This window comes from Bacillus pacificus (assembly GCF_020861345.1).
Taxonomy (GTDB): domain Bacteria; phylum Bacillota; class Bacilli; order Bacillales; family Bacillaceae_G; genus Bacillus_A; species Bacillus_A pacificus.
This window is the reverse complement of sequence record NZ_CP086329.1, coordinates 214,536-234,242: the sequence shown is the minus strand read 5'-3', so window position 1 is coordinate 234,242 and position 19,707 is coordinate 214,536. Positions and strand designations below refer to the sequence as shown.

Genomic DNA, 19,707 nt, shown 5'->3' with positions numbered 1-19,707 from the left:
CTAGCTTTTTAGAAAGAATAACGTTTTTTGTCACTTGGGGGTAGTGAAAATTCTTAAGTTGATGGGCATGTGGCGGTACCCCTAATAAAAGCTGCAGAAGATTCCCACTTTAATTTTCTAACTGTATCATTTGCACGCTTTTATCGGTGGATAGGATTTCTTTTAGCTGTCTTCCTACCCGGATTTTGGATGGCATTACTTGCTTATCACCAAGATCAAATTCCTTTCCCTCTTCTTGCGACTGTGACTGTTGCAAGATCAGGTCTACCATTTCCAGCACCACTTGAGCTTATAATTGTTTTGTTCCTTTTTGAGATGTTCCGTGAAGCCGGTCAAAGATTACCCTCCCCCCTTGGTCAAACCCTTTCAGTGGTAGGCGGACTAATCATTGGGGATGCTGCAATCCGTTCGGGTTTTATCTCCCCTTCTGTCATTGTTATTACTGCTTTATCTGCTATTGCGGGATATACCTTAGTAAACCAAATATTAGCAGGAGCAGTATCCATACTCAGAGGGTTTGTACTATTATGTTCAATTTTGATGGGGTTATATGGATTTATGCTTGCCGGATTCGTAATCGTTCTTTATATCTCAAGATTACGTTCCTTTGGAATCCCTTACTTAGCTTTAGTTTTCCCAAAATCTAGTTCAGATTTTTTCAAGGGATTGTTTCGTTTACCGTGGAGAAGTTATAGACATAGAGTTGATTATCTCCGAACCAATGATAGTTCTAAAACGGACGAAGGAGAAGGAAAACAGTGAAGCTGCACAAAATAAAACTAATAATTATGATGCTTATCACTAGTGCAATGTTATCTGGATGTTGGAATATTAAAGAAGTTCAAGATATTTATTATGTTGCAGCTCTTGGTATAGATTTTAAAGAAGGAAAATATATAGCTTATGCTCAGTTACTTGACTTTTCTAACGTTGCTAAGTTAGAGGGGGCTAGACCTGATAAACAACCACCAGTGTGGATAGGAAGAGGTGAAGGTTTTACCATTACGGAAGCATTAAATCAATTATATAAGGATGCTCAACAAAGACTTTTTTGGGGACATGTATCTACAATAATATTAAGCGAAAGACTGCTCAGACAAGATATTAAAGACTCTATTGATTTTATTAATCGGTACCGAGAAATACGCTATAATATTCTCTTATACGCTACAAAGGAACCCATTGATGATATACTTAAAACAAAAGCCTTTTTTACATTATCGGGGTTGTCTACCATTCTCCATGAACCAAAGGAAAGGTATAAACAACGGTCTTACATACAACCTAAACAATTTTATCAATTTATTAGAGATAGTGATCCGATGGGGCAAACTGCTTATATCCCATCACTTAAAATTTCAACAGAAAATTGGAAAGAAGAATCCAAAAAAGCACCATTATTAAGAAATGATGGAGCGTTCTTTGTAAGGAATAATCGCCTAGAAGGATGGCTTTCTGAGACTGATTTAAACGGTCTAAGATGGATGGATGAAAAAAACGTTCGATCTCCTGTGTGGATTATTGAGAATGATAGCGCTGTTGTTTCCGTAGTGATAGAGAAACCTAAGATTACAACTTCCCCTATTATGAGTAGTAAGCCCATACTTTTTAATATTCGAGTTGAAGTTCAAGCTGGAATAAATGAGAAGATCAAGGAAATTAGTGATAAAGAGTTGATTACAAAAACTGAAGATATTATCAAATTAGAAATTCTAAAATCCTTTGAAAAAGGAATAGAAATAAATGCAGATATCTACAAATTAGGTGAATCATTATACCGTCAGAATCCAAGAAAATGGAAAGAAGAAGTAAAAACAGACTCGTTTTACTTAAATGAACACAGTATAAAGAATTTAAAAGTTAAAGTTAATTTAGTTAACTCCGGAAAGTTGAAGTACCAAGATGGATCCTAATATTAATTCAAACGGTATTTATAGTTTTTTAAAAAGGCCTAAGCTCTTGCAACACCGAGAAATTAGGCTTTTTTATATTGAATTCCTTAACGTTGTAAATCCGCATTTTCCTGACGCTACCCCTATATTAGGTTGCGCATGCATTGCTAAAATAGGATTAAGCCGGGTAAGATATAATTATTTTTCTAAATAGTCTACTTTATAATTATTTAATCCGTATATTTTGTTTTTAGGGATAATGATTTTGTTTAGTGTTATACATATTTCTTTTCTACTGTATAAACCTTGTCTCCTCCATGAATAATAAACAAGGGATCTAATTTAGCTGCTCTTTGTAATAAAAGTTCGAATTCACCACCCATCTTAAAACAGCTACCTTCAGGTCCGTTGCATCTGCTGTCTTCAAAAAACACAAAATTAAATTTATTCTTACAGTGTAATTTTTTCATTCATTCTTTCAGTAAATATTCTGAACGTCCATGTAGTGTCATAAACATCTTTTCCTTTCATAAAAATCAATAATCTATCTTTTTAATTACATGAAGATTAATTGTTAAGTTAATCAAAAAAATAAAGGTTCTATAATGAATCTTGAGAAGCAAAAATAATTGAAATCATTTGAGTATAGAGATGAAAAACTTAGATGTTGGGAACTTGTTTTTTGTGGCATCTTCAACCAGTGATGTATAGGTGCATCTTCTATGCCTCGAGATATCGCTATCCAAACTTTCTTTTCACACAGTGGGCTTATTTGGATTTTAAGTGATTTGATATGAGATTTATTGTGTTAGCGCCTTTACTAATTTTTATTGTATATAAGATAAAATGAAGGAATGGTGGAAATGAAATGTCTTTTTAAAGTTATAACAATTGCGCTTATAGCTGGGGCTATCAGCGGTTGCTCTGAGTTAGCGGAGATAGAAGAAAGAGGCTTTGTAGTAGGTGCCGCTTACGATATTGTTAAGGAAAAGAAATCTAATCCAATTATGAAAGGGACGTATCAAATGGTACTTCCCAGTAAGTTAACGCAAGAAGGTGGAAAAGGCGCAGGGAATAATTATATTGATGTGAGTGCAAAAGGAGATAGTGTGTTTGAACAAATACGAATAATCGCTAAAAAGATTAGTCGTACTTTATTTTTTCCACATATACAAGTAATCATTTTTTCTGAAGAATTACTATCGAATCCAAATGTTTTACAAAATACGTTAGATGTATACATTCGAGATCATGAAATGAGAAGAAATATTCGTCTATTTGTTTCTGAGAAAAATGCAGAAGCAATCTTGAAACAAAATGCAAAACCAGAAAATTTACCGGCACAGTATATTGATATGCTAGCTGAACACCCTCCTAAAAATGCTCAGATGGTTGAGGCAGCAAGAATTGGTGACGTGCAGGAAAAGATAATTTCAAACCGAAGTTTTGTACTACCTGTCTTAAAACCTACAAAACAGGGGATAGAAATGGATGGGGCTGCGTTGTTTCGTGGGAAGGATAACAAGTGTGTTGGAATGTTAAACGGCGAACAGACAGTGGGAATAAACTTTATAATCGGTGAAAAATTAGGAGGTTATTTTACCATACGTAAAAAGGACCAGCTTATTACATATGAAATTCATAAGCTACACCGAAAAATACAGGTATTTACTGAAAATACTACAAAACCGAAGTTTGATATTCATCTATTTCTCGAAGGTGCTTTAGCGGAGTTGCATTTTAGTGATCATAAAAAATTCATGAATGAAAAACGCTTAACGAAGGATATTTCAAAAGAGGTGGAACAAAGGATTCAAAAATCAATAAAGCTTGTTCAAAAAAAATATAAGGTAGATGTATTAGCGTTAGGAGAAGTATATAAGCGGCATAATTATAAAAAATGGAAGAAAATACGTAAGAATTGGGATCAAGGCGAAAATTATTTTAGTGATGCCCAAATTAATGTTCATGTTCATTCAATAATTGAACATTCAGGTTCAGCTTTACCCAAGAAAGTAAAATGAGTTAATTTGATTGGTTACCGAATTAGATATTAGCTGCCAAATATCAATACTAGCTATACCCCGTATTATATATTTTATTTTCATAACTTCGATTGCTTCATATACATTACCTGTATTTCTTACATAAATTATATAAGTGAACAAGCTTTTACACTTTTCTTTCAATTTCACCTTTTACTTTTCTTAATATTTTCTTTTCAACTAAAAAATTGACTGAATAATTTTTTATCAGAGGTTTGAAATAGATTAAGTAACTAGAGGTACCATGTCAAAAAAGCTTGTAATTTGGATAACATCCAAATTACAAGCTTTTTATTTTTTATTTAATTACTGCCACCAAATCCAAGCCCAAAGGTAATTTCTTATATTTCGAGGAGTAATGCGAATGAAGCGTTCACCGTCAAAGAAGCAATTTAAATTTGGAAGTGTTTCATCTGGATTTTCTGGAACAAAGGTGACGATGTTCTCGTTACTTGTAACGGTTACTGTAATTGGTGGATCGGTAGGCGAGACTTGAAGTTGTAACGAAATATTGGCCGTATTTTTAAACTCATTATTAACAGGTGGACTTATTACTTGTACTGTGAATAACACGATAATTGTTTCGTTTGGCTCTAAATTAGTGGCAACTAGGAAACCGATATTCGGATTCGCTAGTGGAGAGCGTTCACCGTTAATAAAGACAGTGCCGTTTATAAATTGTAAACCTGCTGGAATAGTATCTTGTAACGAAATATTTGAGAGTGAAATTTTGGAAGTATTTGTAATGCGTACCGTGTAATCAAAATATTGATTTAAATAAGCTGAGCTGACGGAAGCATTTTTCGTGACTGTTGTAGTTATAAATTGAACTGGTATACGAACAATATTTGAATTAACAATGAAAGTAATAATTGGATCCTGTGGTGTCAATTGAAAAGCAGCGGTAACTGTTGCAGAATTTATAATTGTACTGTTTGAAGGAATAGAAGTTACGAGGACTTGAAATGTTATAGTTGCTACTGTACCTGCAGATAAAGAACCAATATTAATACCAGTGTCTGGACGAACATTTGGAACCGAAGTACCGTTAATAGTTACGCTGTTTTCTATAAATGTTGTACCAGCTGGAATTGTGTCTATAACAGAAGTACTAATTGTCGGAATTGTGGAATCATTAAATACCTCTAATGTGAATGTAATAACATCTCCTATAACGACGATAGATTTGTCTGCTGTTTTCTCAATGTTAATTATTGGCTCGATTAATGTTGTTGTAACGGTATTTGTTTGCTTTGTAATTGTAATAGGTGGTTCATCTGGATCAATGATAACGGTATAGGAAACAGTAGCATCGTTATTAATTGTAGGTTGAAGAGTAGAAGAAGATATTGTCACTTGGAACGTAATAATGACAGAGTCATTATGAGCAAGATTTCCTAACGTAATACCATTTTCCGGATTCTCATTAGGCTGATTGATTCCGTTAATCGTAACACTACCAGCAACAAAAGTCGTATCTATTGGTATGGTGTCTATAACAAGAAGGTCTTCAATCGTTACATTACCGCTATTCATAATCGTAATTGTATACGTTAAAGTTTGAGCAGGTAAGGCATTCGTTACATCAACAGATTTTATGGCAATGACATTATCATTTTGGACAGTAGTTGTGACGGTATTTGTTGTAGTCGTATTTGTAACGGGTACGTTATTTGGGTTGACTATATAGTTAAAAGTAGTAATTGCGTTGTTGTTTAGTTCATTTGGTGTTGGAATAGTAGTCACAGTTACTTGGAATGAAACGATAGCATCTCCATCTACAATTATAGTACCAATTGGTATGCCGCTTACTGGATTCACTCCTGGAAGAGTTTCTCCGTTTACAATGACGCTATTTTCTATAAACGTAGTACCTTGAGGAATAATATCTTGAATGATTACATCATTTACTGCAACATTACCGGTTTGATTTAGTGTAATCGTATACGTTAACGCATCACCAACCGTTGCAAATGCAAGGTCAACAGTTTTATTACTATTCAAAGTCGCATGATTAATTGTTGTTACGGCAGCTGATGAAATAATAGTTTCGGTAATAGGCGGCTGGTTTGGTAACGTGTATTGGTATTCAATTGTACTCGTATTAGAGATTGGATTTGTTTGCGGAATTGAAGTAACCCGTACTTGGAATAGAATAGTTGCTGTCGTATTAGGCGGAATGTTATCAAGTTGTATCCCGCTAAGTGGATTATCATTTGGACGAGCGCTTCCATTCACAATAACACTATTCTCTATAAAGCTCGTATTTGCTGGGATGATATCTGTAACGATAATATTTTCCACTTGTATATTCCCATTGTTTGTGATGGAAATAGTGTAAGGGATAATCGTTTGTAGGTCAGCGTATTGGATAGGCGTTGTTTTTGTTGCAATTATATTAGCAGAAATAACTTCAGTGAAGGTAATATTACTAGTTGATATTTGTTCTTCGCTATTAATTGTATAACGAGAAGTGGATTGATTTTGAATACGACCACTAGCTGGAAGCGCTACGACAGTAACAGAAAATGTGACTGGGATAGAAATGTTAGGAGCAATCGTTCCTAACAATATACCGGTACTTGGATTGGCATTAAGCTGCGGAATGTTATTTACTAAAACGCTACCGTCTATAAAGGTTGTTCCACCAGGAATATTGTCTGTAAATACAAGAGCAGTAGCATCCGTATTCCCTGTATTTGTTAAAGTTGTTGTATAAGTTAAAACATCACCAATTGTTACAGAAGTCAAATCAACAGTTTTAAGTGAAACGATATCAGCATCATTAATTTGAACGAAAGTAGTGTTGGAAGTAGTCGATTTTTGAATTGGTGCAAAGTCAGGGTTGAAAATAAAGTCGTAGACGATGTTTGCAGTATTAGGTGTTGGGTTTGCAGCAGGTAAATTCGTAACCGAAACTTGGAATGTTATTGTAGCTACTTGACCTGATGTGATATTCGGGATGGAAAAGCCGATATTCGGATCTGCTGCAGGAAGTACAGTGTTGTTAACTGTTACACTCCCCGAAATAAATACTGTTCCATCTTCTATAATATCAGTAAAAAAGATGGAGTTAGTTGTAGTGGATCCGTTATTTTGAATGAGTACTGTATATTCAATAGTTTCATCAATATTAGCTAATACTGTATTAGCGGATTTTGTAGCGATAAGAATGGCATCAATAAATTGTATATTTGTAGTATTGGAAGATGTCGTTTCTGAAATTGGTGGTAAGCTTTGGTCTGGCTGATACTCATAGTGGATGACGGCGATATTATTCATGTTATTTTGAGAAGGTATCGAGTCTACATTTACTTGGAATGTAACGATAATTGTATTGTTTGGAAGGATAATATTAAGTGAGATTCCGGTACTTGGATTTTCGTTAGGTCTTGGTATGCCATCTACAAGAATGCTATCTGGAACGAATGTGGTGCCAGCAGCGATTGCGTCAATTAGGAGAGTATTTGTAATAGGTACTGTACCAGCATTTGTAACTGCGATGGTATATGTGATAATTTGACCGATGCGTGTAATGGATCTGTTAGCAGATTTAATTGCACTAACATTTGCTGTACGGACTTCCGTGTTTACTGTATTTGATAATGATCTACGCTGAATAATTGGAGAACTAGGGTCAATTTGGTATTCATATGAAGTGTCTGAGATGTTAATGACTGTATTGTCTTCAGGTATATTTGTAAGTTGTACTTGGAATGAAATAGTGACTGTTTCATCTGGTTGTATCGTGCCGAGAGTTACTCCATTTTCAGGATTCGTACCAGGCTGAATGACATTATTTATTGATAAGCTATCTTCAATGAATATTGTCCCTTCTGGAATGTTGTCAATGAACACCGTATTGTTAGCTGGAACCGTTCCGATATTTTGTAGTGTATTTGTGTAGGTAATAAATTGCCCGATGGAGACGAAAGTTACATCTGCGCTTTTAACGGAAATAATATTCGCATTTTGAAGTGATGTTGTAACAATGTTAGAATTTGCAGAGCGATTCACTGGTGGAGCTGTAGGAATACTTATATATTGGTAAGTTACTGAAGATTGATTTACAATTTCGGTTTCAGTAGGTGGATTATTTGTTTGTACTTGAAATAGTATTGTTTTGGAACTGTTTGGTGGAATCTTTCCAATTGGTATTCCGTTTTCGGGATTTGCATCAGGCTGAAGTACACCGTTAATTGTGACACTGTCGAGAACGAATGTAGTCCCAACTGGAATCGAATCTGTAAAAATAATATTTATTGCGTCAACATTGCCGCTATTTTTCACTTCAGAAATATAAAGTATAGTTCCGCCAATATCTACAGTTATTGGATTGGACGTTTTTGTAATTGTTAATTGTGCTTGCACGAAATTTGTAATGACAATATTACTTGTAGATGTTTCAGTAATAGGCGGTTGCCCTGGATCTGGTTGAATTGTATATGTTGTATTAGATTGATTTGTAATCGATTGTTGCGAGAATGGATCGTTAATAAGAACTTGGAAAGCAATAAGGTGAGTAGCGTTTGCTGCTAGGTTAGGCAAAGTAACACCTACATTTGGATTGGCACCAAGTATAGTTGTTCCGTTAAGTGTAAAACTATTGTCTACGAATGTAGTCCCTTCTGGAAGCGTATCTGAAAATATGAGATTCGTAGCTGGAATATTTCCGGTATTTTCTAGCGTTATCGTATAGGTCAAAATATCACCTGTTGTTGCTTGTTGTGCATTGACTGCTTTTAAAGAAAGAACATTCGCATCCGAAATTTGTGTGAAAGCTGGATTAGACGTAATTGTTCGAGAGATGATAGGAGCAGTTGGATCAGCGATAAAAGTATAGTCAATACGAGCTATATTAGAAATTGGATTCACGCTTGGAATGGATTGAACGATAACTTGGAATGTGACGGTGACGATTTCCGAAGGTGCAATGGAGTTTAATGAGATCCCTACGTTTGGATCAGTACCTGGAGCTGAAACACCATTAATGGTCACACTATCCGGAATAAATGCAGTTCCCTCTGGGACCAAATCTGTTAAAGTAACTGTATTTGCAGTTGTATTCCCGTTATTTTGAACGACTACAGTGTAAGTGATTGTACCGTCAGTAGACTGTACGAGGGAATCTGTATTTTTAATTACAGATAGTGATGCATCAACGACAGCTGTATTAACCGTATTAGATGAAGATGTTGCTGTAACTGGAGGTTGACTTGGATCGACAATATATGTGTAACTTGTAAGTGCTTGATTTATAATTGCTCCTTGTGGCGGAATAGAGTTTGCAAGAAATTGGAACGTAATTGTAGCAGAATCACCTGGTGCGATAATGCCAACTGGAATACCGAGAGTTGGACTTGCATCTGGAAGTGAAATTCCGTTAAGCGTAACACTATTGGGAACAAATAATGCCCCTTCAGGAACACCGTTAATGAGTAATACCGAGTTTGCAGGGAAGTTTCCAGTGTTTGTTAATGTTGCTGTATACGTAATTATATCTCCGATAGATACAATTGTTCGATTTGCTTCTAAAACCGTTGTAACAGTAGCATTATTAATTTGTGTAGAAGCACTATTAGAAGTAATTGTGCCTGTAACAGGAGGAGAAGTCGGATCAACAAGAAATTCGTATTGAACGGATGCAACGTTTGTAATTGGGTTTGAAGGCGGAGTAGATGTAACTATGACTTGGAAAGTAACGGTTAAGGAACTGTTCGTACTAACGGTTCCGATATTAACTCCGTTATTTGGATTTGCACCTGGAATGGTACTTCCATTTACGGCAAAACTATTTTCAATAAAGGTCGTTCCAGCTGGAATGAGGTCTGAGAAATTTACATTCGTAGCGTTTGTACTGCCGCTATTTTGTATTAAAACTGTATAAGTGATCGTGTCTCCAATATTCGCAAAGGCTGTACTAGCAGTTTTTACAGCTGAAAGTATTGCTGAATGAATAGAAGTAACGAAGACGTTCGTTTCCACATTGCCAGGCTGAGCCTGTAATGCATTGCCTACGTTATATTGGAAGTTAACAAATGCTAAGTTTTGGAGTTCAGGTGTGAATGTTGATGGATTGCTTACGATTTGAACTTGGAATATGATTGTTACAGTTTGATTTGGAATGATCGTATTTATGCCAATACCGCTGGTAATAGAAGTGGATGGTAATGGAGTGCCATCAACAATAACGGATCCGGCAACAAATTGTGTCCACGATGGTATCGGGTCTGAGAAAATAACGTTATTGGCAGGGATATTTCCAGTATTCGTAATTGTAGTTGTATACGTAATTGTATCACCAATCGTTGCAAAAGCTTTATCACCGATTTTAGTAGTAGTTAAAATAGCACTTTCAATTGTTGTGATAACACTATTTGAAGTAATGTTTTTTGAAACAGGAGGATTATCTGGATTAACGATATGCTGAAAGCTAACGCTAGCTTGATTCGTAATTGGATTAATAGCCGGGATTTCATTTGAAGTAATATGAAATTCTACAATGGCAGATTCGTTTGGCGCGATATCACCAATTGGGACACCTGTAATGGTGTTTGCATTTTCGATAATAGTTCCATTAAGTGTAAAACTATTTGGTTCAAAGGAAGTTCCGTCTGGAATAACGTCGGTAAAAATAACATTCGTTGCATTAACATTTCCGCTATTTGTAATTGTAACGGAGTAGATGATATCTTGCCCAATATCTACTGTTGACACATTTGAATTTTTTTGTGCAGTAAGAATAGCACTATTAATTTGTGTTGTCGTTGTATTAGATTGATTGGAAGTTGTAATAGGTGACTGGTCTGGATCAACAATATAACGATAAGTGGTAAGAGCTGAATTAGAAATAGGGTTGTTGATTGGTAGGGTTGTAACGGTAGCTTGGAATGTGATAATTGCTGCAGTACCACCGTTAATTGAACCGATATTTACACCAGTAGATAAATCAGCATTTGGAATGGTTTGCCCATTAACTGTGAAACTGTTTGGAACAAAAGTTAAATTGCTATCAAGCGTATCGATAACGGTAACATCAGTTGCAGTCACATTCCCTGTATTCGGGAGGTTAAGTGTAAATGTTATTGTATTACCAACATCCGCAAAAGTAAGATCTGTTGTTTTTGTACTTATAATATTCGCGTTGTTTATTTGAAGAAGCGTAGTGTTGGAAGTAGCCGCACTTAATACTGGAGGATTAACAGGATCAACAGTAAACTCATATGTTGTTGATGCTGTATTTGGTGCTGGATTAATAGGGGGAATGCTGTTCACTGTAACTTGAAAGACGATACTATATATTTCATTAGGCGGAAGTGTTGCAAGTAATACACCTGTATTTGGATTCGCGTCAGGTTGTAAAACACCATCGACAGTTAATGTGTTAGGAACAAATGTGACTCCATTTGGTAATACATCTGTGAATACAATATTAGTTGCATCTGTATTTCCTATATTCGAAATAGAAGTAGTGTAAAAAGCAGTTTGCCCGATATCTGCAAAGGATACACTTTCATTTTTCGTCATGGATAATAGTGCTTCTTTAATTTGCGTTGAAACAGGATTGCTAATTGAAGTTTCTGCATCAGGCGGTGAGACTAATTGGTACGATGTTGATGAGAAATTTACAATGGGGTTTTCAGTTGGTAATGACGTTACAGTAACTTGGAACGAAATTGTTACTGTAGTCCCAGCTGTTATAGTTCCGATATTTACACCGTTCACTGGATTTGCACCACTTTGAAGAATTCCATTAATAGAAAATGTGTCTGCAATAAATGCTGTTCCGCTCGGTACGGTATCTGTGAATATAACATTTTGCGCAGATGAGTTTCCATTGTTTGTTAAAGCGACAGTATAAGTGAGTGTGTCTCCAATACGACTAAAGGATTTATCGACTTGTTTTAATGAAAGAATGGTAGCTGTATTAATCGTAGTGAACACTGTGTTTGAAGTAACGGTCCTTGAAACAATAGGGGCATTAGGATCAGCGATAAATGTGTAAGAAGCAGTAGCGGAATTGGCAATAGGATTTTGGGCTGGTGTAGAAGTAGCGGTAACTTGAAATGCTATAGATATTGAGCTGTTAGGAGCAATTAATCCAATTGTAATACCTGTATTAGGGTTGAGCCCGATTTGTGTGATGCCATCTATTGTAACGCTATCAGTTATAAACGTCGTACCATCTGGTATGAGGTCAGTGAAAGTAATATTCGTAGCGTTTGTATTACCGCTATTCGTTAAAATTGTCGTATAGGTAATGGTATCACCTAGTGTTACAAGTGTTTGATCTACAGATTTCACCATCGTTATCATAGCATCTAGTACCGGGTTTGTAACGATATTTGTTGAAATAGAAGTTGTAATAGGAGTTCCGTTTGGATCGACAGTATAAGAATATAAAATTGTGTCATTACCCATAATCGAATTTGAAGGGGGAACAGAAATAACATTTACTTGGAAAGTAACAGTTACTGTTTCACCCGGTGCGATATTTGGTATAGTTACTCCCAGTGCTGGTTGTGCACCAGACTGCTGAACGCCATTTATCGTGAATGAATTTGGTATAAAGGTAATGCTAGCTGGAATAGCGCTTGTGAAAGTAATATTCGTAGCGGCTGTATTTCCTGTATTTGTAATAGTAGTTGTATACGTAATCGTATCTCCAACTGAAACGATAGATTTATCAGCACTTTTTTGGGTTGTTAAAATTGCACTATTAATAGTTGTCGAAACAGCATTAGATACATTCATTTGTGATACGGAAGGTTGGCTAGGGTCGACCACATGTGAAAATTGTACAGAACTAGAATTAGAAATTGGATTTATACTTGGAATATTTGTAACAAGTACGTTGAGAGTAATCACAGCCGTTCCGTTTGGATTTATATTTCCAATCTGAATCCCGTTAGCTGGATTTCCGATCTGCTGTGTACCAGAATCGTTTGTAAGAGTGCCAGATATGAATGTCGTTCCGTCAGGTAAAATATCTGTGAAAATTATATTTTGTGAAGTAACATTTCCAGGGTTACTTAATGTAATCGTATAAGAAATTGTATCGCCAATTGTTGCGAAAGTTTTATCTACAGATTTAACAAGTGTAATTTCTCCGGAATTTATTTGTGTCGAAACCGGATTGGATGTCGTACTTCTTGAAACGAGTGGTAAATTAGGTCCTGTCATAAATTGATAATCAATAGAAGCGCCATTTACAACTGGTGAGTTTGGCCCCCCAGGTCCAATTGTGAAAATTGGATTTGGAATGCTAACTACTTGCACGCGGAAGGTAATGTTTGTAAAATCTCCTGCAATAATATCCCCAATTGGTACCCCATTCGCTGGATTTACCCCAGGTAATAAAACCCCGCCTACTCGAACGCTATCCGCTATAAACACTGTATTATTTGGAATCGGATCTGTAAAAATGATATTCGTAGCAGTTGTGTTTCCTATATTCTCCAATAAAACAGTATACGTTAAAAATGAATTTCCAGGTGCTACGTCAGAAAATAGTCGATCCACACTTTTCGTTGCTTGAATAATCGCTTCGTTAATTTGAACTAAAGTTGGATTACTTGTAGCTGTTTCTGTCACCGGCGGCTGGGTAGGATCAACAATGATCGAGTATGTCGTGCTAGACTGGTTCAAAGTTGGATTTGTAACTGGTATTGAGCCAACGATAGCTTGAAAGCTAATTGTTGTCGTTCCTCCAACTGGAATTGAGTCTAAAGAAATCCCGCTATCTGGTCTAAATCCAAGTTGTGGGATGGTATTAATTTGTACGCTATCAGGAACGAATGAAAGTTCAGGTGGTAATATATCGATAAAAACAGGTGTGTTTGCGGTAGTATTTCCGCTATTGGTGAGGGTAGTTGTATACGTAATTGTATCTCCAACAGCAGCAAATGCACTGCTTGCAGTTTTTGTTGCGATAACGGAAGCAGTATTTACTTGTGTAAAAGTTTTATTAGATTGAACTGTTCGTGAAACTGGCGGTTCATTTATACCTACAATAAAGCTATATTGAAGCGATGATTGGTTTGGGATTGGATTCGGATTTGGGAGTGATGTAATGTTTACTTGAAAACTGAGTGTAGCAGATGCATTTGAATTCAAGTTGCCAATATTGATACCATTTTGTGGATTTGCATTAGGAATAGTTGTTCCATTTACCGTAAAACTGTTTGGAATAAATGATGTACCATTTGGAATTACATCTGTAAAAATAACATTGTTTGCGGTAGTATTACCGGAATTAGTAATGATAGCAGTGAAAGTCAGTGTATCTCCAATAGTAGCAAATCTTGAATTGACAGTTTTATTTATAGAAAGAGTTGCATCAATAATTGGCGTAACCGTCGTATTCGTAACTGTACTACCAACAGCGGGTGATTGGTTTGGATTTACGGTATATTCATAATTTACAAGAGCATTATTTGTTAATGTGCCACTAGGTGGTATCGCTAAAATTTGTGCTTGAAAAGTAATGAATACAGTATCTCCTGGGGGAATATCTGCTAAGTGAATACCAAGTGATGGATCTAACCCTGGCTGCGGAATATTATCGATAGTTACAGAGTTTGGCACAAATGAGGCGCCTGCACCGAGTCCATCTGTTAAAACTGTAGCGCTAGCAGGGATATTCCCTGTGTTCGTAACTGCAATCGTATAAGTAACGATATCCCCAATTGCAGCTGTCGGTGTATTCACTGACTTCGTAGCGACGATTGTAGCGTTATTAATTTGAGTTGTTATTACGTTACTTAACGCATTGGCGGACGCTGGAGGTAAGTTAGGATCTATGACATATTGGTACGCTGTATTGCTTTGGTTCGGGATTGGATTTGGACTAGGAATGGAATTTACTATTACTTGAAATGAGATTGTTGCACTTGTATTAGGGTTTATTGGATCAATTGCAATTCCACTTGCTGGGTTTGTATTAGGAAGTGTATTGCCATTTACTGTTACACTATTAGGAATAAATGATGTTCCGTTTGGAATTACATCTGTAAAAATTACATTTGATGCAAGTGTGTTCCCGTTATTCGTTAAAGTAGTTGTATACGTAATAATATCATTTACGTTAGCAAAGTGTTTATCTGCCGATTTTACAGCGGCAATCGTAGCGTTATTAATAGTTGTCTGTACGGTGTTAGAGGCCACCATCTGCGTTACAACTGATTTGGATGCGTCGTATGTGTATTGGAATGTAGTGCTCGATTGATTCGTAATCGGATTTGGACTAGGAATAGTTGGTACAGAAACTTGGAATGCAACAGTACGTGATGAATTCGCTCCTATCGTCCCAATTAAAATGCCATTAGCAGGGTTTGCATTTGCTATAGGGACACCGTTAATCGTTACAGTATTAGGAAGGAAGATGGTACCAGCTGGAATGATATCTGTAAACGTTACGTTAGAAGCAGGGATATTGCCGTTATTTGTTAAAATTGTTGCATACGTTATGACAGCGCCAACATCAGCGAAATTTGTACTTGTTAGTTTTGTGGCAACAATATTAGCAGTATTAATTTGCGTCGTTACTATATTGCTAGTAGCGTTTCTGACAACGGCAGGTAAACTTGGATCTGCGATAAAGCTATATTGAAGTGCAGCGCTATTTTGAACTGGATTTGGTGAAGGTAAACTATTTGCACTTATTTGAAAAACAATCGTTGTAAAACCACCTGAAGGAATGGAGCCGACTTGAAGACCGGTACTAGGGTCTGCACCTTGTTGTAAAGTACCACCTATAAAAATACTATTTGGTACGATAGTGGAGCCATTAGGGATTATATCGGTAACAATAACATTATTTGCTGTAGTATTGCCAAGATTAGCTAAAGAAATTGTATATGTGATTGGTTGCCCGACATCGGCGATAGTTAAATCTACTTCTTTGACAATCACTACATTTGCTAAATTAATTTGTGTACTTACAGTGTTACTTACAGATGTTTCTATAGTTGGTGGATCGCCCGGATTTAGAATAAAGCTATACTGTGTACTAGATGAATTTAATGTTGGATTTTGTGTTGGTAAAGAGGTGACGGTTACTTGATAAGAGACAGTAAGTGAGCCATTAGCAGCAATGGAAGGTAGTGGAACACCTATATTTGGATCTGCGTTATTTTGAAGTACACCATTAATAAGAAAAGTATTTGGAATAAAGGTAGTACCGTCTGGATTCGTATCTACGAAAGTAGGGCTATCAGCAGAAACACTTCCTGCATTCGTCAAAGTAACAGTATAAGTTAATATATCCCCTACGGTAGCGAACGCTCGATCCACTGTTTTGGCTGAAATGACATTTGCATCGTTTACTTGAGTAAATGTAGTGGTTGAAGTAGTGTTCTTACTTACAGGTGAAGTGTTTGGATCAACGATAAAGTTATAGGAGATGGAAGCGCTATTTGAAATAGGGTTTGGATTTGGAATGCTAGTGATTACTACTTGGAATGAAGCTGTAATTGTAGTATTAGCATTGATGCTACCAATATTGATGCTAGCTGGTGTAACGCCTGGCTGAGTAACACTGTTAACTATAACGCTGTTTGGGACAAAAGCGGTTCCATTCGCAATTGAATCAGATAGTAATACATTGTTCGCTGCAACATTTCCATCGTTAGTAAGAGCAAAGGTGTAAGTTAATACATCACCAACTTCCGCAAACGTTTTATCTACAGATTTATTAGCATGGAGATTTGCTAGTCTAATTGTTGATGTAACAGAATTAGAATTTGCTGTTTTTGAAGTCGGTGGCAAACTTGGATTTACAGTATATAGATAAGAAGCGAAGGCGTTATTAATGATAGGATTTTGGGTCGTAATATTGATGACTGTTACTTGAAAGGATAAGGTGAAAGTAGCTCCTCCTGGTATTGTACCAATAGGTACGAAAACGAGTGAATCTACATTTTGTAAAACACCGTTGAGTGTTACCGAACCTGGTGTTAATATCGTTCCATTTGGAAGTGAATCTGTTAGCTGTACGTTAGTTGCAGCTGTATTTCCACTGTTTGTAATAAGGATTGTATAACTTATCGTTTCGCCAATTGTGGCAAATTGTTTGTTAGTTGATTTTGTTAATGTTACATTCGCATTATTAATTTGAGTGGAAACGAGATTAGAAGAAATGTTTTTTGTAACTGGTGATTGGCTAGGGTTGACGGTATATTGATAAGAAGCGCTTGATCCATTAAATACGACGTTTGACGCGGGTATTGTATTTACTACTACTTGAAATGAAACATTTTTTGTTGTACCAGTTGGGATGGATCCAATGTTCACACCGTTAGCGGGATTTGCGCCCACTTGTGTCGTGCCATCAATTGTTACACTGTTTACAACAAAAGTTGTTCCAGTAGGAATGACATCTGTAAAAATAACATTGTTTGCATTCGTATTACCTGTACCTGTAAAGGAAACGGTGTACGTTAGTATATCACCAATATCTGCAAAATTTTTATCTACTGCTTTCGTCATTGTTACAGTAGCATTATTCACTTGAGTGGAGACAATATTCGTCGTATCAGTCCCGCTTACTGCCGGTTGATTTGGCACAGGAATGTATTGATAAGTTGTTGTACCACTATTTAATATGGGATTTGTTTGCGGGATAGAAGGAACGAATACTTGAAATGAAACCGTAGTCGTAGAATTAGCAGCAATAGATCCAATTGATATACCAGTAGCGGGATTTGCGCCAGCTTGGGTAACTCCGTTCACAGTTACGCTCCCTGGAATGAAAGTAGTCCCGCTAGGAATCGGGTCCGTATATATAACATTTGTTGCAGCGATATTTCCTATATTAGCTAAGGCAATACTGTAAGTTAGCGTTTCACCAATATCGGTAAAAAGTTTATTAACTGATTTTGTGCCATTAATATCTGCGAGGTTAACTTGTGTTCCAGCAGAGTTGCTTGTTGCAAGACCGTTAAAGGTCGTTCCACCGGCGATTGGTGTATATTGAAATGTAATATTAGCAGTGTTAGAAATCGGATTTGGATTTGGCAGAGAAACGACAGTCGCTTGGAAAGTTACTGTACGAGAAGCACCATTATTGATTGTTCCAAGAGATATACCAGCGGCAGGATTTGCATTTGTTTGTGGTATGTTATCTACCATTACAGTGCCAGGTATAAAGGAAGTCCCATTAGGGAGAATGTCTGTCAAAATAACGTTATTGGCGGGAAGAAGTCCGGTATTAGGGATAGTAACTGTATAAGTGAGAATGTCTCCAATTGTAGCTACACTTTTATTCACGCTTTTCGTTGCTTGTATATTAGGTGAGTTTATATTAATTTGTAAACCGACTGTATTTAACATGTATGCATCTCCGTTAGTTGTTAAACGGATTGCGGCAGATACTTGAGAATTTGTTAAATAGGGAGAAATATCAATGGAAGTAATGTCCCAGCCTTGTCTTCCTGCAGAGATGTTTGTACCTGAAGAAGCACTTTGATTTCGCGTTCCAAATGTCCCTGTTGTATCTAAGTTTCCTGCAGCATTATTAATTTGGGAACCGAAGAAATTATTTATGGCATTATTTGGTCCGGATAAAGCGTTTAATGAACTGAAATTTGGTCCGAATAGAGCCTGATCCCCAATTAAATCAGCATCCCCTTCGGTAGAACTCAAAAATAATCGTCCGCTTACAGGTCCTCCGGAAGGTGTTAAAAATCCTGAAACAGCTACATCTGCACTACCGGTATCAGCAGAAACACGGTTACCCGCTACATAAATGGTTAAGTTTCTTGCTGGCAATGTCCCATTTTGATAAGCGACAATGAGCGTCCATCCAGAAGAATTGATAGCCCCATTAGAAGCATCTAAAGGATCAACAAGTCCAGGGACAGAGCCAGTTGTATAAGAGCCAGATCCAGCAGCTTGAACGAGAGATGTTACATCTGCAGAACGTGTATAGAATCCAAATGTGACAGATCCAGAAACGAAAGTTTGATTTGAAGCTGTAACAGCCGAAGGGGTAATTGGGTATGTTGAAACAGGTGTAGTAAAAGAAACAGGGTTTCCTAAAACACTCGTAATGTTTTGATCACGAGATAAATAGTTTCCACCCCAAACGAGTTCTGCGTAAAGAATCGTACTACCAGCAGGGATATTTAATACAGCGGTAGAACTATTTTGTGTATAGTTTAACGTTGTACCAGCAGGAAAAGTAGGTACTTGTAAAGCGGTATTCGTAGTTACGAATGCACCAATTGCCCCGATTGTACCAGCACGGTTTTGGTTACTAATTTTACTTAAACCTAGTGTGTTCCCTGTAATCGCAAGTGCCCCGTTAGTAGTGGTAGAAAATCGATTCGTAATGGGCATTTTTTCACCTCATTTGCATATAGTTTTGGTCAAAATACGATATGCATATAAACAATCAAAAGGAACATGTATAATTGAACTATAAATTCCTTCCTTAATCATTGGAAGGAATTTAATAGTAACAAGGGCTATTTTTAAATCAGTTAATATTAACATTAAAGGAAACTCCAGGGACACAAACATTGATTTATAAAACTGCATTTGTTCCTCTATTTTGTTTATTTTGACTTTTGGATAGCACCACATGCCCATCAACTTAAGAATTTAGAATTACCCCAAAATGAAAAAAATAAGCTTTTTGTTACTTAATAACGGTGTGTCTGTAGCCCTAAAAGGGGCATTTAATTATTAGAATATAATTATTACATTATCGCATACAGTAAAACATATATTTAATAATAGGAAACAGGATTAATACCTTAGCTAAATTT

Annotated in this window: 4 protein-coding genes; 3 read left to right on the top strand and 1 reads right to left on the bottom strand. The window is 36.4% G+C overall.

Going from position 1 to position 19,707, the window contains the following annotated elements; genetic code table 11:
• Nucleotides 1–69: 69 nt before the first annotated feature.
• The 3 genes from LMD38_RS28080 (at nt 70) to LMD38_RS28070 (ending at nt 3,916) form a co-directional block, all read left to right on the top strand.
• Nucleotides 70–762: a spore germination protein gene (locus tag LMD38_RS28080; RefSeq protein ID WP_000290474.1), complete on the top strand. Its 693-nt coding sequence runs from the start codon at nt 70–72 to the stop codon at nt 760–762.
• Nucleotides 759–1,913 (top strand): Ger(x)C family spore germination protein, encoded by a 1,155-nt coding sequence (locus LMD38_RS28075; RefSeq protein WP_071713416.1) that lies wholly within the window; start codon nt 759–761, stop codon nt 1,911–1,913. The genes LMD38_RS28080 and LMD38_RS28075 overlap by 4 nt, the downstream gene beginning before the upstream one ends.
• Before the next feature lie 842 nt (nt 1,914–2,755).
• Entirely contained in the window at nt 2,756–3,916 is a 1,161-nt protein-coding gene (locus tag LMD38_RS28070; protein ID WP_000649885.1) for a Ger(x)C family spore germination protein, read from the top strand.
• 327 nt (nt 3,917–4,243) lie between these two features.
• Here the strand turns inward: LMD38_RS28070 and LMD38_RS28065 are convergent, their stop codons facing one another.
• The gene (locus LMD38_RS28065) at nt 4,244–19,276 is read right to left on the bottom strand and encodes a beta strand repeat-containing protein (RefSeq protein WP_001123145.1); all 15,033 of its coding nucleotides are present in this window, start codon (nt 19,274–19,276) and stop codon (nt 4,244–4,246) included.
• Between the last annotated feature and the right edge of the window lie 431 nt (nt 19,277–19,707).

Coding starts and splice junctions, on each gene's coding strand:
- LMD38_RS28070 (WP_000649885.1), top strand. CDS start 2,756: ATGAAATGTCTTTTTAAAGTTATAACAATTGCGCTTATAGCTGGGGCT.
- LMD38_RS28065 (WP_001123145.1), bottom strand. CDS start 19,276: ATGCCCATTACGAATCGATTTTCTACCACTACTAACGGGGCACTTGCG.